This is a genomic window from Ensifer sp. YR511 (assembly GCF_900103045.1).
GTDB classification, from domain to species: domain Bacteria; phylum Pseudomonadota; class Alphaproteobacteria; order Rhizobiales; family Rhizobiaceae; genus Ensifer; species Ensifer adhaerens.
Genome location: NZ_FNGR01000026.1, coordinates 61,743 through 88,244, shown reverse-complemented (window position 1 = coordinate 88,244; position 26,502 = coordinate 61,743). Strand labels below are relative to the sequence as shown.

General features: G+C 57.7%; 27 protein-coding genes and 3 pseudogenes. 10 read left to right on the top strand and 20 right to left on the bottom strand.

The features are described 5' to 3' along the window. Positions 1–30: 30 nt before the first annotated feature. From BLU15_RS29625 to BLU15_RS40975, 8 genes and pseudogenes are all read left to right on the top strand, one after another. Positions 31–342: a hypothetical protein gene (locus BLU15_RS29625; protein ID WP_090300360.1), complete on the top strand. Its 312-nt coding sequence runs from the start codon at positions 31–33 to the stop codon at positions 340–342. Positions 343–485: 143 nt separating this feature from the next. Continuing rightward, a complete protein-coding gene (locus BLU15_RS39880; RefSeq protein WP_210187478.1) occupies positions 486–644 on the top strand; it encodes a hypothetical protein in 159 nt (52 codons plus the stop codon). 489 nt (positions 645–1,133) lie between these two features. Continuing rightward, on the top strand, positions 1,134–1,802 hold the full coding sequence (locus tag BLU15_RS29620) for an RraA family protein (RefSeq protein WP_090300358.1): 669 nt from the start codon (positions 1,134–1,136) through the stop codon (positions 1,800–1,802). Continuing rightward, positions 1,799–2,461: an RraA family protein gene (locus BLU15_RS29615; protein WP_090300356.1), complete on the top strand. Its 663-nt coding sequence runs from the start codon at positions 1,799–1,801 to the stop codon at positions 2,459–2,461. The genes BLU15_RS29620 and BLU15_RS29615 overlap by 4 nt, the downstream gene beginning before the upstream one ends. Beyond that, positions 2,461–3,108 carry an RraA family protein gene (locus BLU15_RS29610; protein WP_090300354.1) on the top strand — a complete coding sequence of 216 codons (648 nt, stop codon included), beginning with the start codon at positions 2,461–2,463 and terminating at the stop codon, positions 3,106–3,108. Before BLU15_RS29615 ends, BLU15_RS29610 begins: the two co-directional genes overlap by 1 nt. Then, a complete protein-coding gene (locus BLU15_RS29605; RefSeq protein ID WP_090300352.1) occupies positions 3,105–4,316 on the top strand; it encodes a pyridoxal phosphate-dependent aminotransferase in 1,212 nt (403 codons plus the stop codon). The genes BLU15_RS29610 and BLU15_RS29605 overlap by 4 nt, the downstream gene beginning before the upstream one ends. Beyond that, positions 4,316–5,294 (top strand): annotated as a pseudogene (locus BLU15_RS40980) (Glu/Leu/Phe/Val dehydrogenase). Before BLU15_RS29605 ends, BLU15_RS40980 begins: the two are co-directional and overlap by 1 nt. A 50-nt stretch (positions 5,295–5,344) precedes the next feature. Next, a complete protein-coding gene (locus BLU15_RS40975; RefSeq protein WP_090300350.1) occupies positions 5,345–6,142 on the top strand; it encodes an alpha/beta fold hydrolase in 798 nt (265 codons plus the stop codon). A 44-nt stretch (positions 6,143–6,186) separates the two neighbouring features. On the opposite strand, the gene BLU15_RS29590 is transcribed toward BLU15_RS40975, so the two are convergent. After that, positions 6,187–7,107 carry a LysR substrate-binding domain-containing protein gene (locus BLU15_RS29590; RefSeq protein ID WP_090300348.1) on the bottom strand — a complete coding sequence of 307 codons (921 nt, stop codon included), beginning with the start codon at positions 7,105–7,107 and terminating at the stop codon, positions 6,187–6,189. Positions 7,108–7,590: 483 nt separating this feature from the next. Here BLU15_RS29590 and BLU15_RS40970 point away from each other — a divergent pair. Next, positions 7,591–7,818: pseudogene (locus BLU15_RS40970) on the top strand (IS110 family transposase); the annotation flags it as partial. A 386-nt stretch (positions 7,819–8,204) separates the two neighbouring features. On the opposite strand, the gene BLU15_RS29585 reads toward BLU15_RS40970, so the two are convergent. From BLU15_RS29585 to BLU15_RS29540, 10 genes and pseudogenes are all read right to left on the bottom strand, one after another. Beyond that, entirely contained in the window at positions 8,205–9,500 is a 1,296-nt protein-coding gene (locus BLU15_RS29585) for an amidase (protein ID WP_090300346.1), read from the bottom strand. Between the two features lie 20 nt (positions 9,501–9,520). Next, positions 9,521–9,859 (bottom strand): non-heme iron oxygenase ferredoxin subunit, encoded by a 339-nt coding sequence (locus tag BLU15_RS29580; RefSeq protein ID WP_210187477.1) that lies wholly within the window; start codon positions 9,857–9,859, stop codon positions 9,521–9,523. Further along, entirely contained in the window at positions 9,850–11,052 is a 1,203-nt protein-coding gene (locus tag BLU15_RS29575) for an NAD(P)/FAD-dependent oxidoreductase (protein WP_210187476.1), read from the bottom strand. Before BLU15_RS29575 ends, BLU15_RS29580 begins: the two co-directional genes overlap by 10 nt. Continuing rightward, positions 11,052–11,483: a Rieske (2Fe-2S) protein gene (locus tag BLU15_RS29570; RefSeq protein ID WP_090300342.1), complete on the bottom strand. Its 432-nt coding sequence runs from the start codon at positions 11,481–11,483 to the stop codon at positions 11,052–11,054. The genes BLU15_RS29575 and BLU15_RS29570 overlap by 1 nt, the downstream gene beginning before the upstream one ends. Next, complete coding sequence (locus BLU15_RS29565; RefSeq protein ID WP_090300340.1) at positions 11,480–12,592, bottom strand: amidohydrolase family protein; 1,113 nt, start codon at positions 12,590–12,592, stop codon at positions 11,480–11,482. Before BLU15_RS29565 ends, BLU15_RS29570 begins: the two co-directional genes overlap by 4 nt. After that, positions 12,589–13,689 (bottom strand): amidohydrolase family protein, encoded by a 1,101-nt coding sequence (locus BLU15_RS29560; RefSeq protein ID WP_090300338.1) that lies wholly within the window; start codon positions 13,687–13,689, stop codon positions 12,589–12,591. Before BLU15_RS29560 ends, BLU15_RS29565 begins: the two co-directional genes overlap by 4 nt. 121 nt (positions 13,690–13,810) lie before the next feature. Next, a pseudogene (locus BLU15_RS29555) lies at positions 13,811–14,521 on the bottom strand (amino acid ABC transporter ATP-binding protein); the annotation flags it as partial. A gap of 99 nt (positions 14,522–14,620) precedes the next feature. Further along, entirely contained in the window at positions 14,621–15,778 is a 1,158-nt protein-coding gene (locus BLU15_RS29550; RefSeq protein ID WP_090300334.1) for an amino acid ABC transporter permease, read from the bottom strand. A 4-nt stretch (positions 15,779–15,782) separates the two neighbouring features. Beyond that, positions 15,783–16,973, bottom strand: coding sequence for an amino acid ABC transporter permease (locus tag BLU15_RS29545; protein ID WP_090300331.1), 1,191 nt, complete (start codon positions 16,971–16,973; stop codon positions 15,783–15,785). A gap of 58 nt (positions 16,974–17,031) precedes the next feature. After that, complete coding sequence (locus BLU15_RS29540; RefSeq protein WP_244546848.1) at positions 17,032–18,048, bottom strand: amino acid ABC transporter substrate-binding protein; 1,017 nt, start codon at positions 18,046–18,048, stop codon at positions 17,032–17,034. Between the two features lie 202 nt (positions 18,049–18,250). On the opposite strand from BLU15_RS29540, the gene BLU15_RS29535 reads away from it, so the two are divergent. Next, a complete protein-coding gene (locus tag BLU15_RS29535) occupies positions 18,251–19,195 on the top strand; it encodes a LysR substrate-binding domain-containing protein (protein WP_090300329.1) in 945 nt (314 codons plus the stop codon). Positions 19,196–19,390: 195 nt separating this feature from the next. Here BLU15_RS29535 and BLU15_RS29530 read toward each other — a convergent pair whose 3' ends face one another. The 9 genes from BLU15_RS29530 to BLU15_RS29490 form a co-directional block, all read right to left on the bottom strand. Then, a complete protein-coding gene (locus BLU15_RS29530) occupies positions 19,391–20,023 on the bottom strand; it encodes an RraA family protein (protein WP_090300327.1) in 633 nt (210 codons plus the stop codon). 178 nt (positions 20,024–20,201) lie between these two features. Further along, positions 20,202–21,170: an aldo/keto reductase gene (locus BLU15_RS29525; protein ID WP_210187475.1), complete on the bottom strand. Its 969-nt coding sequence runs from the start codon at positions 21,168–21,170 to the stop codon at positions 20,202–20,204. 94 nt (positions 21,171–21,264) lie between these two features. Beyond that, positions 21,265–22,659 (bottom strand): FAD/NAD(P)-dependent oxidoreductase, encoded by a 1,395-nt coding sequence (locus BLU15_RS29520; RefSeq protein ID WP_090300323.1) that lies wholly within the window; start codon positions 22,657–22,659, stop codon positions 21,265–21,267. Continuing rightward, the gene (locus BLU15_RS29515; RefSeq protein WP_210187479.1) at positions 22,649–22,906 is read right to left on the bottom strand and encodes a (2Fe-2S)-binding protein; all 258 of its coding nucleotides are present in this window, start codon (positions 22,904–22,906) and stop codon (positions 22,649–22,651) included. Before BLU15_RS29515 ends, BLU15_RS29520 begins: the two co-directional genes overlap by 11 nt. A 22-nt stretch (positions 22,907–22,928) precedes the next feature. After that, on the bottom strand, positions 22,929–24,041 hold the full coding sequence (locus BLU15_RS29510) for an NAD(P)/FAD-dependent oxidoreductase (RefSeq protein WP_090300319.1): 1,113 nt from the start codon (positions 24,039–24,041) through the stop codon (positions 22,929–22,931). A gap of 11 nt (positions 24,042–24,052) precedes the next feature. Beyond that, positions 24,053–24,709 carry an RraA family protein gene (locus BLU15_RS29505; RefSeq protein ID WP_090300318.1) on the bottom strand — a complete coding sequence of 219 codons (657 nt, stop codon included), beginning with the start codon at positions 24,707–24,709 and terminating at the stop codon, positions 24,053–24,055. Further along, on the bottom strand, positions 24,706–25,398 hold the full coding sequence (locus BLU15_RS29500; RefSeq protein WP_090300317.1) for an amino acid ABC transporter permease: 693 nt from the start codon (positions 25,396–25,398) through the stop codon (positions 24,706–24,708). Before BLU15_RS29500 ends, BLU15_RS29505 begins: the two co-directional genes overlap by 4 nt. A 31-nt stretch (positions 25,399–25,429) precedes the next feature. After that, on the bottom strand, positions 25,430–25,744 hold the full coding sequence (locus BLU15_RS29495) for a DUF3088 family protein (protein ID WP_090300315.1): 315 nt from the start codon (positions 25,742–25,744) through the stop codon (positions 25,430–25,432). A gap of 15 nt (positions 25,745–25,759) precedes the next feature. Continuing rightward, entirely contained in the window at positions 25,760–26,446 is a 687-nt protein-coding gene (locus BLU15_RS29490; protein WP_090300313.1) for a PIG-L deacetylase family protein, read from the bottom strand. Between the last annotated feature and the right edge of the window lie 56 nt (positions 26,447–26,502).

Sequence of the window (26,502 nt, the reverse complement as noted above, 5' to 3'; positions counted from 1 at the left end):
CCGAGCGCACAGGCGACCAATCCTAAAGGCATGACGGTCGCGCTTCAAGGCGTATTGGTTTTGGTATCATTTGTTCCAATCGGGGCGGCCAATCCAAACAAGGAAGCGCGCTTTTGCAAGCGACGGGTTCGTGTTGAACACTCCAAGCAGTGGATGTTTGCGAAGGAAAGTGCGAAGCGCATCTGTAAAGGCTGGATCGGAGGGCGCGCTGTCGTGAGATGCGCCGACGAGCTCCACCACCTCTGTCTGCGGCCGCGCCACCTTGAGCGCGCGGACATCGACGAGATATGGATCTTCCTTGCCGATCAGACTGAGGATCGGGACTTCGACGCCCTCAATTGATCCAGGGAAACAGCTGGTTCCGCGATCAACCCACGTACTGCTGCTAGCGATGACCTGCTCTTCCCATTTAGAAAGTTGTAGCTCAGCTTTCGCAGTTCTTCCGCCGATGGAAGCGACACGTTGCCCTGCCAGAGTCGGAGAAGATGCTGCGTAACATCTCCCTGCCGCACAAGATCCGCATCCCGCTGATAGCGATCGATATCTTCTGCCGTCATCGGCAGCCGACCCGCGCAGCCCGCAATTGTGGCGGTTTGGAAGCGATCAGGATGGTCGACCAAGGTACGAGCGGTGACCATCGCTAAAGATCGTCGATCCGGTCATCTGGTTGTATTTTTGGATTGTCTTTCCGAAGCCAAACCCGAGCGCCACCGCACTAGCACTTTCAAAGATCATCAAGGAAGAAAGTCGTCGAGCGATCATGGAAGGCCACGGCGAATTTTGAGGGTGAACAGCTTTGAGGCATGAACCACCCAACCGCGCTCCAAGATCATTGGGCATCTTCGGCCAGCACGCCCGCCCGTGATCGCCTGGATGATTCATCCTTCACCGATATCCTTGGTGAGATGGTGGGTCGTCGCACCAAACAGCTTTACCCTATGCTTACCTCATAGAATCCTTTTTGCGACCTAGCCCTGCATGACAGCATGTCCCTGAAGTTGTTTCAACACGCGCTTGCGTGCGATCACTTGGCGCTCATTCGCCATGGCTATCACAGCGATCCCCTCTTAGTAATTTTCAGAGGAACAAAGTTGAACGAGATTTGCCCGTGAAACAATCGCGGAAACGATCTCATGACACCCCTCTCTCTCCTCGACCGTCTCGCGGGCCTTGATACAAACACAGTTTCGGATGCCCTCGACTTCCTTAATCTGCCCGGCGCTACAGTCGGGTTACGTCCGCTCTGGGCCTGCCCGAAGATCGTAGGAAGGGCGAGTACGATCCAGCTTGGCCCAAAGACTGGCACCGCACCAACGGTTCACCTTATCTCTCCGGTAATCGCACGGGTCGAGACTGATGACCGTGTGCTCGTCATAGCCGGCGGGGTCGAGGGTATCTCCTGCTGGGGTGACATCCTTGCCAATGCAGCCAAGAAACGCGGTGTGCGCGGTTCTGTCATTGACGGCTTTAGCCGTGATGTCGAGGGCAGCGAGGCAATTGAGTATCCCGTTTTCGGCTGCGGCGTCACGATGGTCAGCGCTCGAAACCGCGTTGTGCAGATCAATTCAGGCGCGCCGGTCCAGATGGCAGGAGTCACCGTCCATGAAGACGACTACGTGATCGCCGATCGCTGCGGCACGGTATTCGTGCGCGTTCGACACATCGAAGAAGTCCTCGATCTCGGCGAGAAGTTAGCACGGCGCCAGGACGGCATGGTCGCCGCTGTGAGGGCGGGGCGTTCAGTCGAAGAGGTTATGCACGACAAGGAATTTGAGGCCATCAGGCAGGAGCAGACGAAATGAACAACGAAGATCGCGAGCTGGTAGAACTCTTCTCAGGGCTCGATACCCCCGGTGTCTCCGACGCGCTGGACAAGCTTGGCCTCGGCGGACATTGTTTCGACGTCATGCCGCTTGCCAACTACACTGAAACCGTCGTCGGCCCGGCATTTACAGTGAAATACGTTTCAGCCGCCAACCCGCCAGGGACCGTCGGCGATTTCATAGACGAGGTCGCCGAAGGCGACGTCGTTGTCATCGACAATGGTGGGCGCACTGATTGCACCGTGTGGGGCGATATAATGACCCAGTATGCGGGCGCTCGGCATTTTGCGGCAACGGTTATCGACGGGGTCTGCCGCGATGTCTCCAAGGCACTTGGCGACAGATATCCCCTCTTTACCCGCGGTCGGTTCATGCGCACAGGCAAGGATCGTGTAGAGGTCGGAGCCATCAATGAAGTGGTCTCCGTTGGCCAGGCGCGTGTTGCGCCGCGAGACATCGTGGTCGCCGATGCGAATGGCGTCGTCGTCGTTCCTCGCAAGCGTGCCCGCGAGGTTGCCGAAGTCGCGCGCAGGATCGAAACCGTCGAAGCAAGCATTCGCGAAGCGATTGCCGCCGGTCAGACTTTGAAACAGGCTCGAGAGGCGCTCGGCTACCATCTCCTTCAGAGGAAATCCTGATGACCTCCCCCCTCCTCCGTGTCTTGCCCGAGGATACAATTGCGCGTGCACGCCTTCTTGGGACCTCGACGCTTTTCGAAGCTTCGGGCTTGCCGTGCTCGGTCGATCCTTCCATTCGCCCGGTATGGCCGGGCGCTGCGATTGCTGCGACTGTCTATCCACTGGCCTGCTCCCCAGGCGATAACCTCGCGATCCACATTGCGATGGAAAGAGCTCCGCGTGGCAGCGTGCTGGTCGTTGCTACTGGCAACTATCTTGCCGGTTACTGGGGCGAAGTCCTCACGGTCGCCGCAGAAGCGGCGGGGATCGTCGGGCTCGTCATCGACGGGGGGGTGCGCGACATTTCCGCCCTCGCCGCACGCCGTTTTCCAGTCTTTTCAAGGGGGATCTCCATGCGTGGCACGGTCAAGGCCAGCGTCCCGTCCGTCGGCGCACCTCTCTTTTTTGGCGGTGTTCCAGTTGCAGCGGGTGATTTCCTCGTGGCCGATGAGGACGGCGTGCTGATCCTTCCACAAGGCGCCGTCGAGCGGACGCTTGCCGATGGGGAGGCCCGCGCGGAGAAGGAAAAGGTCATGATGGAGAAACTCGCCAACGGCGAGACAAGCCTCGAACTCCTTGGGCTCTCTGCGTGGAGAAACAACGCATGAGCCTCGAAACCTTGAACCGGCACCTTGCCGCAGCCAAACCGTCGGCGACCTATCGGATGATTGACCGCGTCGCCGCGAAACGCGCAGCTGGTGCCAGGGTCATTTCGCTGAGCGCGGGCGAGCCCGACTTTGACACGCCTGCACATATCTGCGAGGCGGCGGTCGCGGCCGTCCGCGCAGGGCAAACGCGTTATACGCAGGTAGCCGGCCTGCGCCCGTTGCGCGAAGCGGTCGCGGCGAAATTCCGCAATGAGAATGGGCTTGGTGTTTCCTGGCAAGACACAATCGTCTGCAGCGGAGGCAAGCAGGTCATTTTCAATGCACTGGCCGCAACCCTCAACGAAGGCGATGAGGTAATCGTGCCAGCGCCCTATTGGGTCAGCTACCCTGAAATCGTGGCGTTGTGCGGTGCTTCGCCGATCGTTGTCAGTTGCGGTGAAGATGCTGGCTTCAAACTTACTCCTTCTGTGTTGGCGGCAGCCATAACTCCGCGCACTCGCTGGGTGATCTTGAACTCGCCATCCAACCCTACTGGCGCTGTCTACTCCCGCCAAGAACTGTCTGCTCTTTCCGAGGTACTTCTGGCCCATCCCCATGTCCTCGTTCTTTCCGACGACATCTACGAGCATCTGATCTTCGACGGCGCGACCTTCCACACGATGGCTCAGGTCGAGCCGCGCCTTGCCTCACGGACGTTGACGATGAACGGCGTCTCAAAGGCGTATGCCATGACCGGCTGGCGCATCGGCTTCGGCACGGGCCCACGCTGGCTGCTGGATGCGATGGAAAAACTCCAGGGTCAACAAACGTCTGGCGCATCCTCCATTTCCCAGCATGCCGCTCTTGCCGCGTTGACAGGACCGCAAGACTTCATCGCGACGGCACGAAGCGTATTTCAGGAGCGGCGCGATCTTGCCGTGCGAATGCTCAACGAAACACCGGGGATGAGTTGCAAGACACCTGGCGGCGCCTTTTACGCCTTCGCCTCCTGCGCGGGCCTGATCGGGCGGACGACCCCGGCGGGCACTCTCCTCACAACAGACGAGGATATCGCAATTGCGCTTCTGGAGGAATGCAACGTCGCGGTCGTCCACGGCAGTGCTTTCGGCCTTGGTCCTCACATAAGGTTCGCCTACGCACTCGATACCGAAACTCTGCGAAGCGCCTGCGAAGGCGTTGGACGTTTCGTCGATCGTCTGACGAACTGATGGAGGCAGGGATGACAAATGCCTGTACCACTGCAAACCTCTCCTACCTCAACCCAGACGTTCCGGAGCCCTGGGCGAGTTTCCTTGAGCAGATTGATCGCGTATCGCCGCATCTGGGCGCCCTGTCGCGCTGGACGGAAACTCTAAAGCGACCGAAACGCACGATGATCGTCGACGTGCCAATCGTGCGCGATGACGGAACCAATGAACAGACCATGGCTTGGATGATGGACACCTATTCGATTAATGTCGGTGGCACTGCTACAGGCGTCGTCACCGGCAAGCCAGTCGCACTTGGAGGATCACTCGGCCGGCACGAGGCGACTGGTCGCGGTGTCTTCATTGCGGCCCGCGAAGCCGGTCGTCGCCGCAACGTTCCGATAGATGGCGCGCGCGTAGCAGCACAGGGCTTCGGCAATGTCGGCGGCATGGTGGCACGGATGTTCGCGATGGCAGGTGCGAAGGTGGTTGCTCTACAGGACCATTCGACAACGCTCGTTAACGAAGCAGGCATCGACGTCTCAAAAGCCTTCGACCATGTCGTGCGCCATGGACAGCTCTTAGGCTTCATGCCCCGGGTGGAGGTTTCAGCTGAAGACTTTTGGCATGTTTCGACCGAGTTCCTGATACCGGCTGCACTCGAGGGCCAGCTTTTGCCGAACCGGGCACGGAAGGTCAAGACACGGATCGTCGTTGAGAGTGCCAATGGGCCAACAACGCCTGCAGCAGAAGATATTCTCGCCGATCGCGGAATTCTTGTCGTGCCGGATGTGTTGGCCAATGCCGGAGGCGTGACCGTTTCATACTTCGAATGGGTTCAAGATTTCTCTTCCTTCTTCTGGACGGAAGATGGTTGGCGCCTTCGATTCCATCTGGGCGGTCGCGGAGGAACGGGCAGTGCCACTGCGCACCGCCGCATTCATCGTCGCTTGCGAACGCGTGCTTTCTGCAAGCGAGCAACGAGGCCTCTATCCCTGACGCACTATGCCCGCCTTGCTCATCCGCGCCGAACACGAAAGCTATGCACCATGACGCAACAGTTTCGCAAGACAAGGTTTCGCCTACATCATAGCGGCGTCGACCTGGAGGTTTCAGCTCTCCAGCGTGATGGCGATCGCACACCGTTTGTATTTCTTCATGGCTTCGGATCGACAAAGGAAGACTACGCGGATTTCGTGCGACAGCGCGCCTTCGACGGCCATCGCTTCCTTGCCTTCGATGCGGCGGGCTGTGGTGAAACCCTCTCGTCAGAGCTTTCGCGCACTTCCATTCCATTCCTCGTCGAAACTGCGCTACGCGTGCTTGACGCAGTCAAGTTCGATCGGTTCCATCTCGTCGGTCATTCCATGGGAGGCCTTGCCGGCTTGATGCTGGCTCACCAATATCCGGAGCGGGTGATCAGTTTTGTAGACATCAAGGGTAACCTTGCTCCGGAAGACTGCTTTCTCTCGAGGCAAATCCTCGACTATCCCGAAACCGACGTCGATGATTTCTGGGAAAATTTCATAGCGCGGACTCACGCAGCTCCAGCCTTTTCCAACGCACTCTATGCGGCGAGCCTTCGCCACAAGGTTCGCGCCCGTGCTGTTCGCCCAATCTTCGAATCCATGGTCGATCTCTCCGACAATGGTGATCTGATCTCGAAGCTCCTCGGCCTGCCATGCCCCAAGATGTTCATGTACGGCGAGGAGTTCGCCACGCTTTCCTATCTTGGGCATATCCAGTCCAACGGCGTCCACCTGGCTGAGATTGAAGACTGCGGCCATTTTCCGATGTATTCGAACCCGACGGCAATGTGGAAGGAAATTGCCAACTTCGTCGCCTAGGTGCGATAAGCCGGCCAGACGCAGCGGGCGTTCATCATGGCGGACTACGCGACTTTCCCGCGTCTTTCGGTGTGGGATTTCAATCGCGAAACGACGACATCCACCATTGGATGGTGCCGATTCTTGTTCCAGGCGAGAGCTGCGGTGACCACCATTACCCGTTCTTTGAGCGGGCGTATCACGACATTCTCAGGAGCGAGTTTACGCATGGTTGAGGGCACGAGAGCAAGGCCCTGACCGCAGCCGACATAGGCGATCTGCGACGATACCGATCTGACCTCATGGAGTACGCGCGGCGCAAACCCATGCGAACGGCAGACTGAAACCAGCATGTCGAAATAAACCGGGCTCACTTGCCGAGACGACATGACCAGTTGCTCGGACTCCAGCGACTTTAGCCGAATACGCGGCAGTGTGGCCAGTGGATGATTTTTCGGTATGGCAACCGCTAATCGATCTTCCGTCAGCGGCATCGTCGCTATCCCGCTGCCAACTTCCCCCTCTAGGCGCACGAACGCAAGGTCCAGTTCCCCCGCCTCAAGGCCTGGAACGGCTTCAACGCTGTCGATTTCGCGCACGAAAACCGTCAGGTTCGGATAGGCTTGCCTAAGTTCACTCAAAAGTGGCGGAACGGTATCGAGCATTGCGGATGTGATCGCACCGATATGCAAGACGCCGGACTGACCGGCCGCCACCTCCCGCACAACGCTCTCCAACTGTTCCACTTGGTCTGCGAACCTGCGCACCGCCGGAAGCAGTGCAGAACCGGCAGCACTCAGCTTGGTGCCCCGTCGCGAGCGGTCGAACAACTGGAGTTTAAGTGACTGCTCGAGCACCTTAATCTGCTCCGTGAGCGGCGGTTGGGACATTCCCAGTCGCTTTGCGGCACGACCGAAATGTTGTTCCTCAGCGATTGCGAGAAACATCCAAAGTTGGCGGATAAGCCGAAAATCGATGACACCCATAGCCTTCTTTCATGAGCAGGTTCATAACGAACCGCTATTACACTCAGCGTATCACGGCGTTCCTTTAGGGAACATTCTAGGGCACATTTTTGGTTGACCCTTTGCCGGCCGCCATCATTTACACCGTCGCTTCGAAGTTATCCAATCTGTGCCAGCAACACCGGTGAAGCACGCATGTGCAATCGCCTCCCGCCGCGGAATACTCGGCGAAACTCGCAGCGCCTTCGATGAAAGGCAAGACCGGTGCACTTAGAGCTCTGTTCCGCTCATCATATCACTGAGATAACTTTGTCGAATTTTACATCTCAGAGAATGCGCGAGAAGGTGCCTGGAAACAAGGACGGGGAACATAACATGCGACACGTCAGGAAAGAGCGGACTGCGCATCCAAGCCAAGCCGCACCGGAGATCAAGGCAACACTCTGAACTGCGGGCCGGCGTCGCTCCAACTTTCGTTTAAAGCTCAATCGAGAGAGACCGTCCGTGGAACAATGTATTCGAATTGGTATGGACACGTCAAAGAGCGTCTTTCAGCTCCACGGCGTGAATGCAGCCTAGCAACCAAACCTGCGTAGGAAGCTTTCGCGTAGAGAAGCGGTCAAGGTTTTGCGACTGCGCCGCAGATTACTATCGCGCTCGAAGCCCGTGGTGATTCCATCAATATGCTATGCTGTTAAGTTCATTTGCCATGAGGTGAAGTTGATCGAGCCTCTGCCAGAACTCGGCGACCGGCGCCTGGCGCGAAATGTACACGCAACCCTAATAGCGAATTCGCAAGTTGAAGCGGACGGAAGCTTGCTGTCCTGCGGCGCAATCTATTTGAATTCTAGCTCGGGGCTTTCATGTCGCGCAGCGTACACAGTTTTGGGCGTTTATTTGTAAGTGGGAGTTGCCAGAAAAGTTCATATAAGGAAGCAGCCTGCCTGAAGCTCACATTGGAAATGGGCGTCACTGCCGTGCGAGGACGCGCTACTGCCGCCAGCGTTCTACGAATGATATGGCCAAAGCGGACGCCAAGTCCTTGTGTTGTTATGCCGGCCGAGGGAGTGTTAAGGTCGACCGTCTTTCAACTCTTGCGCTCATCGTACAAATCATCGTTAGCGGCCGAGAAGTCGCTCGATCCCGGCAGATATTTGCAGCAAGCGCTTGTCCCGGTTTCCTCGTGCCAGAACCATGAGGCCGACAGGACGGCCTACTACCGGTAAAGGTAGCGAAGTGGCGCAAAGATCGAACTGGTTTGCAATCCTGGGATTACGCTGCAGCAGCGTTTCCACTCGGTCGTAGACACGGGCGTCCTGCGACACGGAGCTCAACGTCGGCGCGCAAATTGGCAACGTGGGCACCATAAGAACGTCGATTGCCTGTAATCTTTCGTCCATAGCTTTCACAAGAGACTGCCGCCGTTGCAGCGTTAGCAGATATGTTTGAGGGTTGACGTTTGAGGCCAACGTCAACGGCTCACTCACTCGCGGATCTACCACTCCCGCTCGATCGGAATTGAGCCAGCCCGCATGGACCGCAGCGCCTTCGATCGCTCCTATAGACGCACAGGCCGTGCCCCTGTTGAGTTCCTCGAGGAGGTCGTCGACCAGAATGTCCTTAACACTGGCGCCGACAAGCTCCATGCTCCGCAATGCTCGATCAAAGGCCTGCGACACTTCTCGCTGCATGTCCTCGAAGAGGAGGCCTTTGGGAACCCCGATGCGAACGTTTAATAGGGAAAGCGGAACGATAGTGGCGGGTTCTTCTCCCGCCATTATGGCGTCGGCAAGGGCACAGTCCAGTACCGAACGCGCGAGCGGACCGATCGAATCCAATGTATCGGAAAGGGGAAAAGCACCCGCGCGCGGAATTCTCCGCGCAGTCGGCTTGAAGCCGACTGTCCCATTCAGCGCCGCCGGAATTCGTACTGATCCACCAGTATCTGTTCCGATTGATATTTCGCTTGTGCCTTCGGCCACGGAGACGCCTGCGCCGGAAGAAGATCCACCTGGAATAAGGCTCGCATCAACTGCATTGCCTGGCGTGCCGTAGTGCGGATTTAGACCGACAGAGGAGAAGGCGAACTCGGTCATATTCGTCTTGCCGAGTATGATGGCGCCTGCTCGACGCAACCGCGTTACGACAAGCGCGTCTCGTTGCGCGGCGGCTCCGGCCTGCAAAAGACGCGAGCCCGCCGTCGTCGGCTCCCCCACGACATCAAACAGATCCTTTACCGTGACGATCGTACCATCCAAAGGCCCAAGCACCGTCCCGCCCTTCCGTCGCGCGTCGGACGCCGCGGCCGCAGCTCGCGCCTCATCGTGATAGAGTTTCGTGAACACCTTTTCGGACTGGGAACGCTCATCAAGGCGTGAGAGAAGTGATTCAAGAAGATCCCGACTTGGTTTCATATGACGCGTCCGAGCCCGGATCAGGCTTTCTGATCGACAGCAAGATAGATCATGTCGTCGAGAATGCGGACCGGATAAATTTCGAGATCCTTGTTTATTGGCGCGCAGAGGCCCTTACCAGTCTTCACCTCGAAGCAACCGCCATGCAAAGGGCATTCAACGTTACAACCTTCGAGCCAGCCGTCTGTGAGGAGCGCGTTGCCATGGGTGCAAACATTCGACGTCGCGTGGTGGCTGCCGTCATCCAGATGGTACAGCGCGATCGAGAGGTCGCCTAAATCAATCCCGACCATATTGCCCGTCGGCAGATCCTCCACAGGCATAATCGCGATCCACTGCTTTTCGTCTGTTATATGCATAAGGGAGCTCCGATGCTGTCGACCGCCAACTCGTTGGGCAGCTTACTTTTCGACTGAAGAAGGCTCTGTGCCGCGCGCCCTGCGCGTGGATTGTTTACAGTGGTGGCGCCAACAACGATTTCATCGATGCCTAAATGGTACGCGATGAAACTCCCCTCCTTGGCGCCGCGGCAATAGAGCGTTCGGTGAGAGGCCTGCGGAAGACCGAAAACCTGAATGTTGAGGTCATATTGGTCGGTCCAGAACCACGGCACGTCGCTGTAGGCGAGTTCTTTGCCGCACATGTTTTGCCCAACGGTGATGCCGTGATTCATCGCATGTCGCCAGGCTTCCAGACGCAGATGGCACCCCAAAGCTGGATGCCAGAACGCTGCGACGTCGCCTGCGGCGAATACATCCGGCCTGCTGCTCCGTCCGAACTCGTCGACGAGGATGCCATTGTCGAACTCGATGCCCAGCTGCTGGGCGATCTCGACGTTGCGATCCATGCCGATCCCGGCGACGACGACGTCACCGTCGACGGTCGCACCACCCGCCAGATGAACACGAATGGTGCCGTCGCCGAGCTTTTCCAAACTCTCTGGTTTGGCTTCGAAGACGAATGAGACGCCGGCTGCCCGGTGCTTATCCTCGATATACTGCTGCATATCGGACGTGAAGGCACGGGCCATGACTGTTGAACCGCCCTCCACGACGATGACGGCACATCCTTGCGAGCGTGCCACGGCCGCCAGTTCCATCCCAATGACGCCAGCCCCGATGCAGACGACCCGAGATTGCTTCTTCAGAAAAGGAAGGAGCCGTCCCGCGTCCGCACTCGTGCGCAAGGGCAGCGCCAAACCGCCCCCAGGTATCGACAGTCGCCGGGCCCGGCCGCCAGTCGAGATCAGCATTTTGTCGAAGGCCAGGCTTTCGCCGTTAGACAGGCTCAAGCAGTTGCGATGCGGATCAGCAGTCGTCGCTCGGACACCGAAGCGCGTTTCGATCGCATGGCTCTCATAGTCATTCTCGCGGTAGATCACAGGGGGAGCTAAGCTGGCGGCCAGCAGGACCTCCTTTGAGAGCGGCGGGCGTTCATAGGGTAGTCCGGGCTCTTCTCCGATTAACACGATACGTCCTGCGAATCCGGCTTTGCGCATCGCCAGCGCGGCGCAGGCGCCTGCCTGGCCGGCGCCAAGGACAACATGCGTCATCATCTTGCTCCATCCACAAGAGTGAGGACCACGTAGTTGTCCTCGATACTGATCGGAAACTTCTCCAGCGACGGCTCCTGCGCGCAAGAAAGCTCCTGCCCTGAGGCAACTGCGACCGGGAAGCTGCGCGTGCGGACCTCCTCCGGAACGCACACCGTCTTTCCAGTGCGGATGTCGAATTCCCAACCGTGCCATGGACACCGCAGGATTTCACCTGCACGAAGGAACTCGTACTCCCCTGGCATTTGCGACTGTACAAGACCCGTGATCTTACCGTGGCAAAGGCTGCCTCCGCGGTGGGGGCAACGGTTGAGCAATGCGAAGTAGTCGCCTGCGACATTGAAGACCGCTATGGCCCTGCCCTTCACCGTGACCAATTTCCGGCTGCCTGGCGGCAGCTCGCTCGTCAAACCTACAACATGCCTACTCATCGGGACGCTCCGTAGAGATCAAGTGCGTTCTGAAGAAAAAGCCGACTCTGTTGGCTTTCGCTGGCATCGAACATCAGCGTCTGGGCGGGATCGTCGAAATCCCAGTGGGGATAATCTGACGAGTACATAATCCTGTCCCATCCAATCCATTCGATGATATCGGCGATATGAGCGCTGTTCTCGGCCTCTTCCATCGGCTGGGTGGTAAACCATATGTGCTCCCGGATGTATTCCGAGGGCAACCGCTTGAGGTGTGGCGTCTCTGCCTTTAGCGTCTTCCAGTGGCTATCGAGCCTCCAGCACAAGGACGGAAGCCAACCGAAGCCACTTTCGATGAAAGCGATCCTGAGGGTCGGGAAGCGCTCAAAGACGCCCGACAAAGCCAAGCTGATCACCTGCGACTGGCATGACTGGGCGTGGCCTGCCATTTCCTCGATGTAATAGGACGGCCAACCGCTCGGCGTAATCGGATACCCACTGTTTCCGAAGGCATGGATTCCGATCGGCAGATTGGCGCGGACTGCTGCCTCGTACATCGGCCAGTAGTCACGGTGCCCGAGTGGTTTCGCCGTTCGGCTGAGCAGAAGGATCTGTGCAAAACTCGGATCGCCAGAAAGGCGATCGATCTCGGCAACCGCCGCCGACGCCTCCTCGTAGGCCACCATGACGGATGCTTTGAGCCTGTGATCTTTGGCCGTCCAGTGTTCAACCTGCCAGCCGTTAACTGCTCGGCAGAACGCGCTGGCCATGTCGGGGTTCTGATAGTTTCCCGGATGCGGCGAGATAACGTTCAGAATGCCCAGTTGCACATTGTTTGGATCGAGGTGCTGCTGCTGCATCAAGGGCAGCGAACTTCCGGCCCGACTTCCGTCTGTGGGCCATGCATCGACGCGTGCCGCGTCCGGTTGCCCCTTTGGATAGACAGGGCCGGCAAACGGTGCCTGCCGACGACTAACTCCGAAAAGCTCGTAATGCTCCTGCCAACGCTTTTCCAGATAAGGATAAAGCTCCCGGATCGTTCGCGGAACGGGATGAATGTCGCAATCCGCGACCGCTCGCTGTACACGGTGGCTGCGCTTAATCTCGGGCTGCACGATGTTGAGCGTCATTGAAGCGACTCCGCCAGGCGTGGGTAGGTCTCAAGGGGATTGTCGAAGAGGATCTTCCGCAGATATTCCTCGGAAAGTCCCTCGGGGGTGGCGTTGTCGTCCTGAAATTGCCAGTGCGGGTAGTCCGACGAGAAGACCAGAAGGCGATCCGAATTCATATGGTCGAGAAACCTCTCGAACTGCTGCCGCTCCACGGGAGCGTCTGTTGGCTGCAAGGTGAGGCGGACGTGATCCCTCACGATCTCGAATGGCGTACGATCGACCCACGGCACTTCCATCCGCAGCCCCTTCCAGAACTTGCCGAGGTGCCACATATGGGCGGGCAGCCAGGTGAAGCCGGATTCTAGCAAGACAACCTTCAACTCGGGAAAGCGCGAAAAAACCCCCTCGCAAATTAGACTGGTCAATGTCGTTTGCATCGCCTGCGCCTGGTTGACGTAGTCCTCGGTGTAGTAAGACGTCCAGCCAACGGTGGTCGTGGGATGGCGAAAACTGCTCCCGGCGTGAATGCCGATGGTGAGCCCGTGACGTGCAGCAGCCGCATAGATGGGCCAGAAGTGCCTTTTTCCGAGAAGACTATCTCCGCTTGCCAGAAGCAACACCTGCACGAAGCGCTTGTCGCCCGCCCAATGCTCGATCTCGTCCACGGCTTTCTCGACGTTCTGCACCGGAAGCAAAATAGAACCCCGGAGACGCGGCTCCCTGTCGAGCCATTCCGCGGCGAGCCACGCATTGACCGCGCGGCACATCGCGGCGGCCAGATCCTCATTGTGGAGCCCCTGAACCCCGTAAAGGCAATTGCAGATCGCTGCCCGAATGCCCCATCGGTCGAGGATGTCGCGTTGCAGATCTTCCAATCGGCTCGCCGGCTTAGCGGCAGCCTGACGCCAATCCGGGCGAGCTGTCAGCGGCGATCCTGGTGGATAGTTGACTGTTTCCAGATCCGGAAGACCAGTCTGGGTGACCATCTCTCGCCAGTGGTCTGTCAAATACGGCAGAAGGCTGCCTATTGAGGGGACAGCGGGATGAATGTCGCAGTCTATGGCATTCTGAAGATGTTTCACGGGTGTCCTCACGTAGCGGCTGGCGCTTCCCATTGTTTTCGAATGAAAAGTAATGCTTTACCTTGGCTCAGTAAAATAGAGTTTCTTCGTCTTTTGCATCGAAAAATCAGATTCAATTGCCCGCAGATATGCTGCGGGCACTGCGACCGGAACGCTAGCGCAGGAGTTGGCGCAGAAAGAGCCTGGTTCGCTCGTGGTACGGGTTCTCGAAAAAGGCGGTGGGCGTGTTCTCTTCAACGATCTGGCCGCGGTCCATGAAGATCACACGGTCCGCGACCTTCCGGGCGAACCCCATCTCGTGGGTAACGCACACCATGGTCATCCCATCCTCCGCGAGGCTTACCATCGTATCGAGCACTTCCTTGATCATCTCCGGATCAAGGGCAGAGGTTGGCTCATCGAAAAGCATGATTCTTGGATTCATGCAGAGGGATCTGGCGATAGCAACCCGTTGCTGTTGACCACCCGAAAGCTGGCCGGGATACTTGCGTGCCTGCTCCGGTATTTTCACGCGCTCCAGAAAATGCATCGCGATATCTTCCGCCCTCTTTCTGGGCATCTTTCGTACCCAGACCGGTGCAAGTGCGCAGTTCTCAAGAACTGTCAGGTGCGGAAACAGGTTAAAATGCTGAAACACCATGCCCACTTCCCGGCGCACCTCATTGGTGCGCTTGAGATCGTCCGTCAGTTCGATCCCATCGACGACGATCGTTCCGCGCTGATGTTCCTCTAGCCGATTGATACACCGGATCATGGTGGACTTGCCTGAGCCAGACGGCCCGCAGACAACAATGCGTTCGCCACGCAACACCTGCAGATTGACGTCGTTGAGCGCATGGAATTCACCATACCACTTGTGCACGCCGCGAATATCAACGGCGATTTCCGGCTGCACCGGTAATGGGCTCGCTTCGTTCGGCAGGTTCGGTTTAGGGACTTTCGTATGCGTTGACATGAGGTTCTCCTATCGCTGATGGCCGGTATTCAGGCGGCTCTCCATGTAGATCGAGTAACGCGACATGCTGAAGCAGAAGAGCCAGAAGACGAACCCAGCAAAGACGAGCCCCGATGTCGGCGTCTGCGGCGAGGCCCAGTTCGCATCCGAGAAGTTCTGGCGGACGGCACCGAGCAGGTCGAACATACCGATGATGTAGACCAGGCTTGTGTCCTTGAAGATGCCGATGAAGGAATTTACAATCCCTGGAATGACGAGCCTCAGGGCCTGCGGCAGCACGACAAGGCCCATCTTGTGCCAGTACGTTAGCCCAAGCGAATCCGCCCCCTCATATTGCCCCTTGGAAATCGCCTGCAAACCACCCCGCACGACTTCCGCCATGTACGCCGAAGAAAACAGGGCGACTCCAACAAGGGCTCGCATCAACTTGTCGAACGCGAAGCCCTGCGGCAGGAAAAGCGGCAGCATCACGCTTGCCATAAACAATACCGTAACCAGCGGCACACCTCGCACCGTCTCAATGAAGCCGATACAGGTATACCGGACGAACAGCATCTCGGAACGGCGTCCCAGCGCAAGCAGGGTGCCGAGCGCTAGCGAGACGGTGATCCCAACAATGGACAGGATCAATGTAATCATGAGACCGCCCCAGAGAGGCGTTTCGACATAAGAGAGGCCGAATGAGCCTCCGACCAGAAGGAAGAAGGCAAAGACAGGAAACAGCCCGAAAAGGGCAACCGCATTTGCGACTTTGCGTGGAAACCGGGGGATCAGCAACGGCACGAAAAGACAGATGAAGACGCTCGCGCATATGATTACCCGCCACCGCTCGGCAATAGGGTAACGGCCAAAGAGAAACTGCTCTATCTTCGCGTCGACGAAAGCCCAGCAAGCCCCCGACCAGCCGTCTGGGTGCAGACCTCCCTGCGAGACCGTGGCGCAGAACGTCCTGTCTGTCCCCGTCCACTGTGCCTCAATGATCGCCCACCGGACGAACGGAGGCAAAATATAGGCGAGAATGGCAAGACCGAGGATCGTCAGCAGAGCATCGCCAACCGATGAGAACAGATGTTTACGGATCCACCCGAGTAAGCCCGTTTCATCCAGCGGCGCCGGCTCACTCATCATCATTTCGCTTCGAACAAAACCAAGGGAGTTCTTCTGCATTGCCTTATCTTTCTACGAGCGCCACCTTGGCGTTGAACCAATTCATGAACGCTGAGGTGAGCAGGCTCAGACCCAGGTAAGCGGCCATCCAGATTGCAACCACTTCGATCGCCTGGCCGGTCAGGTTGAGAATCGTGCCGCCTATGGCCACCAGGTCCGGATAACCGACAGCGATCGCCAGCGAGGTGTTTTTGGTAAGATTGAGATACTGGCCAGCCAAGGGCGGGATGGCGATACGCATGGCTTGCGGTATGACGACGAGCCGCAACGTCTGTCTGGGGCGCAAGCCCAGAGCGAACGAAGCCTCGGACTGGCCATTGTGGACACCTAGAATGCCCGCGCGGACGATTTCAGCGATAAAAGCGGCCGTATAGAACGATAAGGCGAGGTACAGCGACAGGAACTCCGGCTTGATCTGGAAGCCACCGCTCAGGTTGAACGTCCCCAGCCTTGGATAGTCGAACGACAGCGGGAAACCGGACGCCGCGAAGGCCGATAGCGTCAGTCCGAGACATAGACCGACGGCGACGAGAAATACCGGAAATTGCCGGCCACTTACTCTCTGGCGCCGGCGAGCTGCGGCCGTAACGAGAACGGTCAGGACAACCGCCACGGCGAGCGCGGCGGCAACCAGCCAGGCACCCTCACCCCAGACTAGCTTCGGCGTGTAGAGCCCACGGCTGTTCACGAAAGAATGAAAAGGCAACCCGATGCTTTCTTTTGGTAGAGGCAAGACCGAAAGGACGCCGAAATACCAGAAGAAAATAACCAGCAAAGGTGGGATGTTCCGGAATATTTCGACATAGGCCGTGCAGATGGCCCGCATAAGAAGATTGCGCGACAGGCGCCCGATACCGACTGCGAACCCAACGATCGTTGCCGTGAGTAGGCCGGCGACGGCGACGGTCAACGTGTTGAGTAGGCCAACTAGAAGTGCGCGTGCGTAGGTCGAGTCAGGAGAATACGCAATCAGGCTTTCGCCGATGTCGAATCCGGCACGGCCGTGAAGAAAACCGAAACCCGTCGAGATGTTTGCGCGCTTCAAGTTCTCAAACGCATTGCCTGCTATCCAGTGCAGGAACACCAGCAAAACGATGAAAGCGAGGATCTGGAATGTGATCCTGCGGATCTTTGGATGGTAAAATAGCGAGGCCTTGCCCGCCGCGGTCAGTGGCGTGACGTCTTGTACGGTCATTGGAATTCCTCTGATGAAAGTGCCGGTGGGCTGTGGCCGCCCACCGGCCGGATCTTGATCAGCGAACCGGCATTCCGTACTGGAGGCCACCCTTGCTCCAAAGAGCGTTGATGCCGCGCTCGATCTTCAGCGGGCTGCCGACGCCGACATTTCTGTCGAAGATTTCACCGTAGTTGCCCACGCCCTTCACTATGTTGACGACCCAGTCCTTCGTCAGCCCCAGATCGGTTCCGATCTTGGAATCATCTTCCACACCGAGGATGCGCCGGACCTCCGGTTTGTCCGACTTGAGCATTTCTTCGAGGTTCGCCTGCGTGATGCCTAGTTCCTCGGCGTTCAGAAGGGCGTAGTAGGTCCATTTGACGATGTCGAACCACTTGTCGTCCCCTTGGCGAACCGCGGGGCCGAGAGGCTCCTTCGAGATGATTTCGGGTAGGATGACATGATCTGAAGGCGAACCGAGAACGAGCCGGGTTGCATAAAGCCCGGACTGGTCGGTCGTGTAGACGTCGCACCGGCCTGAGTCGTAAGCGGATGTGACTTCATCCAGCTTCTCGAAGACGACCGGATTGTACTCCAGCTTGTTGGCTCGGAAATAGTCCGAGATCGTCAACTCCGTCGTCGTGCCCGTTTGCACGCAGACGGCAGCCCCGGATAGCTCGAGGGCAGACGTGATACCTGGCAGCTTCTTCGCATTTATCATGAAGCCCTGGCCGTCGTAGTAAGTAACACCTGCGAAATTCAGGCCAAGCGCGGTATCGCGGCTAATCGTCCAAGTCGTGTTTCGCGAGAGGAGATCGACTTCGCCAGATTGGAGGGCCGTGAAACGCTCCTTCGGCTCGAGGGGACGGAACTTCACTTTGGACGTATCGCCAAACACGCCGGCCGCAACGGCGCGACAGAAGTCCACGTCGAGGCCAGTCCAATCTCCCTTATCGTCAGGGGCGGAAAACCCAGCAAGGCCCGAACTGACCCCGCATTGAACAAACCCCCTCGCCTTGATGTCATCCAGCGTCGCTCCGCAGGCTATCGAGGCCCCCAGTGTGACAGCAAACAGCCCAGATACCGCCGTCATTGTCGCTTTCATCAGATGCATTCCCCTTTATTTATGTGATTGTATATATTTGGTTTTCCATCAAACGGCTCCCAAACCGGCTGACTTCAATCTGCTGTCGGCACATCTGTCCGAAGGCAGAATTCATTTGTTGACGAACGTTAACTGCATTAGGGTGATGCGATAAAATAGATTTTGCAGGCCTTCCTGATGAGAAAACTCGATGCAACGTATTACATTGCGAATGTTGAACTATGTCGAGGCGGCCGCTCGGCTCGGGAATGTGACCGAAGCGGCAAAGGAGAAAAACGTATCCCAGTCGTCGGTGTCGCTCGCCATCGCTGAGTTGGAAGCTTTTGTAGGCGCGCCACTGTTCATCCGCCACCACGCAAAAGGGGTTGACCTCACCCCGGCAGGCGCAGGGCTCATCCTTCAAGCGCGCCATCTGCTGAACCATGCTCAGGACTTCGAGAAGCACGCCATGGGTCTATCCGACGGGCTGCGCGGGGAAGTGACGGTCGGATGCTTCGTGACACTGGCGGCGAGATTCATGCCAAAACTGCTGGCAAGCTTTTCGCAAACCTATCCGGGCATTACGGTTCGACTTGAGGAAGGGAGTCAGGACGCGATTGTCGACATGATTATGTCAGGGCGCGTCGAGCTTGGCCTGTCGTACCATTCGGCACTCAGGCAGGAAATCTCAGCCCAACACCTGGGAGAACTGCCTCCGCACGTCCTTCTTTCCATGGATCATAAATTTGCGAAACGCCAAAGTGTTAGTCTGAGGGAACTGGCGGCGGAGAACTTCATCCTTCTCGACCTTCCCTTTTCGCGTGACTATTTTCTCAACCTTTTTCGCCGTATCGATGCGGAGCCGCGGATCGTGTTTCGCTCTCAGTCCCCGGAGTTGATACGTGGGCTAGTTGCGAACGGGCACGGCTTCACCATCCACAACGCTGTCAGTTCGCGCATGGTCGCCAATGATGGCATGCCCCTTGCCGTCCTTAGAATTGAAGAAGAATTGCCCGGCGCCCGCGTGACTTGCCTGCAACTGGAACAGACCGCGTTACGTCCAGCCGTGGACACGTTCCGGCGGTATCTCACTGCCGCCTTTTCAACGGGCGGTCTTTTTGCCGATAGCCTGCGATCTCGACAAGACCGACCATAACGAAAAGCGCTTCTGACCGCGCCGTGGAACGGCTTCGAATGAACGCAGTTGGGCAAGCCGGCTGGACTGGAAAGGCTCGTTTGACGCGTCAGGAGCCTGATCCTTCGCACTGATCAAGCGCCCGTCTGTGACGAGAGTATACCTTGCAACCAAAGATGCTTGCAGGACTACGCCGCGGTGGTTGGTTGCCCAGACCTAGGTGTAAGCACCTTTGTACAGGCCTGCTTCAATCGACTGCAGGATCTCGGTTTCCTTCCGCTCCTGGGCGCGCACCGAAGCCAAGAGCACCTCTGCCTGTTCCGGCCGGAACGCGACGACACCATCCAGGTCACCGACAACAATGTCCCCGGGATGGACAAGCATGCCTCCGATGCTCACCGGTACGTTGATTTCACCGGGGCCGTTCTTGTATGGCCCACGATGAATAACGGTGCGTGCGAAAACCGGAAAATCGCTCTCGGCAATCGCGGCCTTGTCTCGGATCGCTCCGTCCAACACAAAACCGGCAGCACCCCGCTTTTTCGCTATGGCGCAAATTATCTCGCCGATAAGCGCACGGCTACTATCGCCCTCCCCATCGACGACCAACACATCTCCAGGCTGGATGAGTTCCAGCGCATCATGTATGGCCTTGTTGTCTCCTGCCCGCGTCTTGACGGTAAATGCAGTTCCAACCATCGGTGTGCCATCGTGAAAGGCCTGGAGACCCAAGGCTCCCGGCTGACGATCCAGATTGTCGCTGATGTTTGCAGTGGCAAGGCCTCGGAAAGAGTCGATGATCTCTATCGATGCCGTTACAAGCGGGCGGTCGTGAAGCGGTTGGGTCAACGGATGGTCCTGACTTGGGTCGGAGCACTTGTCTGCCTGAGACGAGCGAATGCTGGAGTAGAGACTGACGCGAAGACGGCGCCAACGGTGTCAGAAGACGCATGCCACGGAACGGAGTGGCGCGGATTTGTCGCCACGGTTCGCAAGCGTTGAAGTTGCTGCAGCGAAGCGAAGACGTTCATGCCGATTCCCAAACCTTGGCCAGCACGGCAATTTCGTCGTCACAAAGCGGCGTTGCGAGAGCTTGGACGGATTGTCGTATCTGGTTGGGCGCCGAGACACCGCACACCATACCCGCAACTGTCGGTCGACTGGCGAGCCAATTGAGCGCGATATCATGAAGCGGTCGACCCCAGTCCACCACACATTCATGCAGGCGCTTGACAACGCAGAGGTTCCTGTCAGTCAGGAACTGACCCCGATGGCGGGCATCCTGTTCAAAGCGGCTGCCGGCTGGGACATCCACCATCGAATGATACTTGCCGGTCAGCAGTCCTGCGGCAAGGGGAAAGAACGCGATCATCCGACTCTTACCGCGTTCCAGAGCAGGAACGATATCTTTCTCAACGCTGCGGTTTATCAGATTGTATTCGTGGTGGATGTAGGAAAAGCCATTCATACCAAGAAGGTGTGCGGTCCATTGAGCGTCAATGTAACGCCAGGCCGGAATGCTGCACGCACCAAGTTCGCGGATCTTTCCCTCTGCAATCAGGTCGTTGAGCGCGCCAAGTGTTTCCTCGATAGGCGTGACCTGGTCCATCACATGATAATTGTAGAGGTCGATGTAGTCAGTACCCAGACGCCGCAGGCTTGCCTCGAGCGATGTCCGGATGTACCGCGGCGAGCCGGAATCGGTTGCGGGTAGCGACCCTTCAACGCCCCGACTGTCGTACCCGAACTTAGTCGAGACGATGAAATCTGCACGCGAGGTGCGCAGAAATCCGCCGACGATCTCTTCGGAGGCACCGCCTCCGTAATGTGGTGCGGTGTCGAAGGTTGTCACCCCACAGTCCGCAGCCTCGCCAAGAAGGCGTTCGGATGTAACCGGGTCAATCTGTGCGCCAAGCCTGTTGCAGCCGAGCATGATGGGTGAGAGATTCAAGGCACTCGACTGCGCCAAGCCCATTGCGTGAAAAGAAGTCGTCATCATTGTACCTCGCACGAACTGGACCCAATTTCGGGTCTGCTTTTTCGATCAGACCTGGAATGGACTAGGCCAACGCTGTGGTTTGCATGATTCATCAGCGGGTCACCTCGGATGGATCGATGTTTGCAAGTTGCTCCACCGTGATCGAACGCAAGGGCGGTCTCGATCGGAACAGGCCCGCCTCACTCGGACTGATGCTAAGTTCATCGGCGACGATCTGGCTTATGATTTGGCCACATGTCTGGCCCTGACACGGCCCCATCCCGGTTCGGGTGTAGGCTTTCAGCTCATTGACGCCTCGTGCGCCATCGCGCAGCACGTGTCTGATTGTCCCGGCGGTTACAGCCTCGCAACGGCAGACGACCTCATTGTCGCCGATGGAAGAGGCACTATCCCGCGGCGAGTACAAACGATCCAGAAAAGGCCTGAGTGCTTTGGCTTTTCTGCGTGCCAGATGCCAGTGAGCGAGTGAGGAGCGACGAATGGGATCGCTTCCGAGCAAACCTTCAGCGATTGCAAGTGCCGCCAACCGACCCGATTTCTCGGCAGCCTCAGCGCCCTCAATGCCACCGGCATCGCCTGCGACATAGACATTCTCACTTGTGGAGCGGCCCTCGCCGTCAAGCCGTGGCCGGAAATATCGCTGGATGGAGTACCATCCCAGTTCGCAGCCGATCGCCCCGAAGATGCGCACGGCAGGCATGACGCCCTCGTGGAAGAGGATATTGGCTGTATCATACCGCTCGCGCCGACCCGCTCTCACGAACGACAGGGCTTCGACCTGCCGCTCGCCCTCAACTGCGATCTTGCTCGCGCCCGTGACGTACCGCATCTTCATGCGACGAGCATTCCATTGATACTTGAGACCGTAGAGCAGGGATCGGACGTCTCCGAGCATACTCGGCACGGCAGCGACCGCTTTGCGATAGTTTTCGCTGGGTGTTGTGTCGATATAGCCGGCGATAGTCACGCCGGCGCTGCGCAGTTGATTGATAAAGAGGAGCGGCAGAGGCCCACAGCCGACAATCCAGGTATCAGGTTCGGGCAAAAGTCCGCCCGCCTTGAGCATGATCTGTGCCGCACCAACTGTGCGCACTCCGGGTAGGAGCCAACCTGGTCTCGGTATCGATCGCTCCATCGCGCCGGTGGCGACCAGGAGCCTTCGCCAGGCCCACCGTCGTGCTGCACCGTTTGAAAGCGTGAACAGATAACCTGCGGGATCGACCGACCACACCTGATGTCCGCTGTGATATTCGATACCCGCGGTACGAAACTTGGAAACCAGTTTTCGACCAACTGCATAGCTTGGGCCAAGGGCTGCCATCCGATCGGGAGGACAACTCTCGATATCCCTGTAGATCTGGCCGCCGGGAGCTACCTGGTCATCGAACACGACGACGCGAAGACCGTGACTTGCCGCCTCGATCGCCGCAGCCATTCCCGCAGGCCCGGCTCCGACGATCGCCAGATCGAAAGCTTCACTCGACAAGGGATGGTGCTCCGCTTTGCATATCAATGCGCATACCGGGACGGACCTTGACGAGGCACGCTTGCACCGATGTTTCGCCGTCAATGGTCATGAGGCACTCAAAACAAACGCCCATGAGACAATAGGGTGCTCGAGTATCGCCCGTGACGGGAGAAGTCCGAGTCCACCCCAAACCCGCGCGAATTGTGGCCGCAGCAGCACTGTCACCAGCGTCCACGACACACTCATTTCCATTGATCAGGACCATGATCGGTTTCGTCGGTCGACGGTCAAGCTGCGGCATCGAATCTTCCTGAACGAAATGGTGAGTATCGCTCTCTAACAGCGCCTTCGGCCAACGCCTGCGCGAGCTCGCCGGCGTGAACAGGCGCCAGGGTGACCGCCGAATGGCAACCGACCACGTGGACCCGGCCCGTTGACGTTGTGTCATAGACTGGATTGCCATCCTTCGTCATAGTGCGCAGACCTGCCCAGATCCGGACAACTTCCAGTCTTCTCAGCGACGGCACGATGCTCATTGCCCGTCTCAAGAAGGGGCCGCATGCGAGAGGATCGGCACTATCGTTCATTCCGGCGTGCTCACTGCTGGAGCCAATCATGAACGTGCCGTTTGCAGCTTGCCGCAATCCACCTGCCGGGACTGCTAGGATGCGCTCCGCACGTTCGGTAACAACCAAATGTCCGCGCAACGGTTGAATGTCGACTTGCATGCCTATGCTTTTTGAAAGTCCGGTGGTCCCAAGGCCCGCAGCCACCACGGTCATACTCGCTTGATAGTGCCCCGTCTCGGTGACGATCCTTGTGCTAGCGGTGTTGTCTTCGATTGCGAGCACCCGCTCGCCTGCAAGGACCTCGACACCGAGCAACTTCATCCAAATCTTCATTGCGTGGAGAAGCTTCAGCGGATTAGCCTCGCCGTCCTCCTTCCCGTAGACCGCCCCCGCGACCCGTTCGCCAAGAGGCAGCCTCGGCAACAGCTTTTGCAGCTCATGCCTATCAATCATTTTCATCTCGTGCTGCGGGTCCGCACGATGCAAAGCCTCAATCCGGCGGGATTGGGTTTCGAATTCCTCCTGCCCGACGCAGAACGACAGGCCGCCTGTCAGCTTATGTTCGACATCAATCCCGGTGCTTTCAAACAACGCACGTTGGAATGTCAGCCACTGTTTGGCTGCCCTTTTGGTCAACGTGGTGTAGGCCGGCATGCCCTGGCCTTTTCCCTGAACCCACACCAGGCCGAAATTCGCGCGTGCGGCGCGAATGGCTGCGTCACCTTCATCGAAGACCAGGACCTTGCGACCAAGACGTGCGAGCCCCAACGCTACGGCCGAACCCACCATACCGCCTCCGATAACTGCCACGTCTATCGTGTGAGACGGCATGGCGCTCTCCCCTATGCCTTCGTCTGAAGTTGATGGTATCGGTTCGCGGAACGTGCGTCCTTCAAGGTGCTGCCAGCCTTGACGTCGTCACGGATCCGCTGTTCGGCCGCCTGTATCTCCTCGGCGATCGCGAGAATCTTCTCCTCCACAGCTGCCGGAATACAGAGCACGCCATCCGCATCACCTACAATCAGGTCCCCGGCATTGACCCGGATCGCGCCTACGCTCACACCGCCGTTTACTTCATCCACTTGCACCCGATCCTTCCCCGTGCGCATCGTCGAGTGTCGTACAAACATTGGATAGTTGATTTCCATTGCGAGCGAGACGTCGCGGCATGCCCCCTCGATGACTGTACCCGCCAGACCGCTTTGCGAAGCGACCATTGTCAGGATATCACCCCAGACCGTCGCATCTGCGCGACCACCATTGTCCAGAACGACGACCGCACCAGGTGGAACATCATCAATGTAGTCGCCAACCGTTCCAGGATTAACTGGGTCTATCGCACAGTAGCGAACCGTGAAGGCACGGCCCGCGAGCTTGAACGATGGTAACAGTGGCTTCACACCAAGGCATTGACCAGGGATTGCGCATTTGTCGAGCGCATCCGATAGGCTGGCGGTATCGAGTTGGGCGGCACGGGTAACATTGCGATCGATATTCAAGCCTGAGCTCCTTGCCTGCGAATTTTAGTCGGGTTTTGCTGATTGATTTCAAATCCTTGCAACAATCGCGTCGCAGGGAAAAGAACGACGAAGTAGCACACGGCCACGATCGTATAGACTTCAAGCGGCCGATAGGTTGCTGACGTGATCTGGATGCCTTGATAAAGCAGATCGGGAACCGCAATCGTCGACACCAGTGATGTATTTTTGAGCTGCAATATCGATTGATTCATGAATGGCGGAACCATTCTTTTGATCGCTTGTGGCAGCACGATCAATCGCATGATCTGCACGGGCTTGAAGCCAAGAGCTCTGCCGGCATCCGTTTGCCCAGTGGAAATGGACAGGATACCTGCACGGAAAATTTCACCGTAGAACGCACCGGCATATCCGGACAAGACGATGATCGCAGCCAACCACGGCGTCAGCGTGACCGGCAAAAGAACAGGCAGCGCATAGTATACCCACACCAGTTGAACGAGGACCGGCGTGCATCGAAACACCTCGACGACAAGGATTGCAAACCATCTCAACGGCGCGAACTTGGACATTCTCGCCGCACAGAAAACGAGGCCCACAACAAGCCCCAACACGATCGTCCCCAATGCGAACAAAATCGTGTAGCCAAGACCCTGCAACAGCAGGGTCCCGTATGGCAGTACGATACCGAAGTCCCAAGTGTATGTCATATCGCCGACCGCCGAACAGTCATCACTTCAACTAGGCCATTCCGCGCGCTGTCGGTATGCCGAAGTCTTCGTGCAGTACAGCGAGGATTTGCTTTGGATCGTCGATTGCGACGAGGCGACCGTTGACTTCACGCACCAAGGCCGGGCAGCTTTGATGCTCTTCGCCGACGAGATCGACGAGCAACTTGCGCGGCTTGGCGAAGGGTACGCGCACGACTTCAAGTCCTGCAGTCTCCTGCCCAAAAACCGCAAGCACACCTTCAAGAAGCATGCAGTCCGGGCAAAACTGTTTTTCGCCGTCCGCTTCGAAGCCCGGCGTCAAAAGGAAAAGTTTCTGCGTTGTCATTACGAACTCCTAAGCTCAGAAAAAGGAATGGCGAACGTCGCTGTCGAGGCGCTGAAAGGCCTCGGCATATTTCACTCCGGCATGGCTTCCGCGCTGTTCGGCCAAGCGGAGATAGTAGTCCCAGAGGTTGCTCTGACTGGGGGTGGCCTCAATGACCTGTCGCTTCAAATCCCAGACGTCGGAGATATCGATCAACAGGTTGGGCAAGAAGCCGGATTGCTCAGGGAAGTGAGGCTCGAAACACACCATCTTCGGCGACTTGATCGTTTTTAGGCCGCGGCCCGGAGACGTCACCATCATTCGCGCGCGGACCGCTGCCTCGTAGGCAACCACATGATCGATATTGCTCGGATCCTTGCTGGTATGCGTGATGATAACGTCAGGCTGCGATGCGCGCATCTCTTCTGCAATCTCTCCATAAAGTGCCTCCGAGGCGACGAGCGGGAAGTCCTCCAATCCCAAAATCTTAAGATTGGCGCCAAGAATGTCCGCTGCGGCCTCGGCCTCGGAGCGGCGCTTTTCGACGACCTGGTCGAGCGTTACATCCGCGCTGGTCCATAATTTGGGGGATTCGCCGCGAGCACCTGTGGTGATGGAAAGGATGTCGACGCCCATACCCTGCTTCACATGCTTTGCAATTGTTCCTGCAGCGCGCCAAACGAAATCACCGGGATGAGCTATTACGAGCATTAGTTTCGGCATCTAGTTCTCCATTTCAGAACGGCTCCGCACCTCTTAAGGACGGCTTCGTCTCGTAC

Excerpts from the sequence above, each read along its gene's own strand:
- BLU15_RS29605 (WP_090300352.1), top strand. The coding sequence starts at position 3,105 with ATGAGCCTCGAAACCTTGAACCGGCACCTTGCCGCAGCCAAACCGTCG.
- BLU15_RS29620 (WP_090300358.1), top strand. The coding sequence starts at position 1,134 with ATGACACCCCTCTCTCTCCTCGACCGTCTCGCGGGCCTTGATACAAAC.
- BLU15_RS29565 (WP_090300340.1), bottom strand. The coding sequence starts at position 12,592 with ATGACGCTCAACATCGTGCAGCCCGAGATTAAGCGCAGCCACCGTGTA.
- BLU15_RS40975 (WP_090300350.1), top strand. The coding sequence starts at position 5,345 with ATGACGCAACAGTTTCGCAAGACAAGGTTTCGCCTACATCATAGCGGC.
- BLU15_RS29525 (WP_210187475.1), bottom strand. The coding sequence starts at position 21,170 with ATGACGACTTCTTTTCACGCAATGGGCTTGGCGCAGTCGAGTGCCTTG.
- BLU15_RS29615 (WP_090300356.1), top strand. The coding sequence starts at position 1,799 with ATGAACAACGAAGATCGCGAGCTGGTAGAACTCTTCTCAGGGCTCGAT.
- BLU15_RS29575 (WP_210187476.1), bottom strand. The coding sequence starts at position 11,052 with ATGACGCATGTTGTCCTTGGCGCCGGCCAGGCAGGCGCCTGCGCCGCG.
- BLU15_RS29560 (WP_090300338.1), bottom strand. The coding sequence starts at position 13,689 with ATGGGAAGCGCCAGCCGCTACGTGAGGACACCCGTGAAACATCTTCAG.
- BLU15_RS29535 (WP_090300329.1), top strand. The coding sequence starts at position 18,251 with ATGCAACGTATTACATTGCGAATGTTGAACTATGTCGAGGCGGCCGCT.
- BLU15_RS29500 (WP_090300317.1), bottom strand. The coding sequence starts at position 25,398 with ATGACATACACTTGGGACTTCGGTATCGTACTGCCATACGGGACCCTG.
- BLU15_RS29490 (WP_090300313.1), bottom strand. The coding sequence starts at position 26,446 with ATGCCGAAACTAATGCTCGTAATAGCTCATCCCGGTGATTTCGTTTGG.
- BLU15_RS29580 (WP_210187477.1), bottom strand. The coding sequence starts at position 9,859 with ATGCATATAACAGACGAAAAGCAGTGGATCGCGATTATGCCTGTGGAG.
- BLU15_RS29590 (WP_090300348.1), bottom strand. The coding sequence starts at position 7,107 with ATGGGTGTCATCGATTTTCGGCTTATCCGCCAACTTTGGATGTTTCTC.
- BLU15_RS29540 (WP_244546848.1), bottom strand. The coding sequence starts at position 18,048 with ATGACGGCGGTATCTGGGCTGTTTGCTGTCACACTGGGGGCCTCGATA.
- BLU15_RS29570 (WP_090300342.1), bottom strand. The coding sequence starts at position 11,483 with ATGAGTAGGCATGTTGTAGGTTTGACGAGCGAGCTGCCGCCAGGCAGC.
- BLU15_RS29495 (WP_090300315.1), bottom strand. The coding sequence starts at position 25,744 with ATGACAACGCAGAAACTTTTCCTTTTGACGCCGGGCTTCGAAGCGGAC.
- BLU15_RS29625 (WP_090300360.1), top strand. The coding sequence starts at position 31 with ATGACGGTCGCGCTTCAAGGCGTATTGGTTTTGGTATCATTTGTTCCA.
- BLU15_RS39880 (WP_210187478.1), top strand. The coding sequence starts at position 486 with ATGCTGCGTAACATCTCCCTGCCGCACAAGATCCGCATCCCGCTGATA.
- BLU15_RS29585 (WP_090300346.1), bottom strand. The coding sequence starts at position 9,500 with ATGAAACCAAGTCGGGATCTTCTTGAATCACTTCTCTCACGCCTTGAT.
- BLU15_RS29545 (WP_090300331.1), bottom strand. The coding sequence starts at position 16,973 with ATGACCGTACAAGACGTCACGCCACTGACCGCGGCGGGCAAGGCCTCG.
- BLU15_RS29510 (WP_090300319.1), bottom strand. The coding sequence starts at position 24,041 with ATGCCGTCTCACACGATAGACGTGGCAGTTATCGGAGGCGGTATGGTG.
- BLU15_RS29550 (WP_090300334.1), bottom strand. The coding sequence starts at position 15,778 with ATGCAGAAGAACTCCCTTGGTTTTGTTCGAAGCGAAATGATGATGAGT.
- BLU15_RS29515 (WP_210187479.1), bottom strand. The coding sequence starts at position 22,906 with ATGGTCCTGATCAATGGAAATGAGTGTGTCGTGGACGCTGGTGACAGT.
- BLU15_RS29610 (WP_090300354.1), top strand. The coding sequence starts at position 2,461 with ATGACCTCCCCCCTCCTCCGTGTCTTGCCCGAGGATACAATTGCGCGT.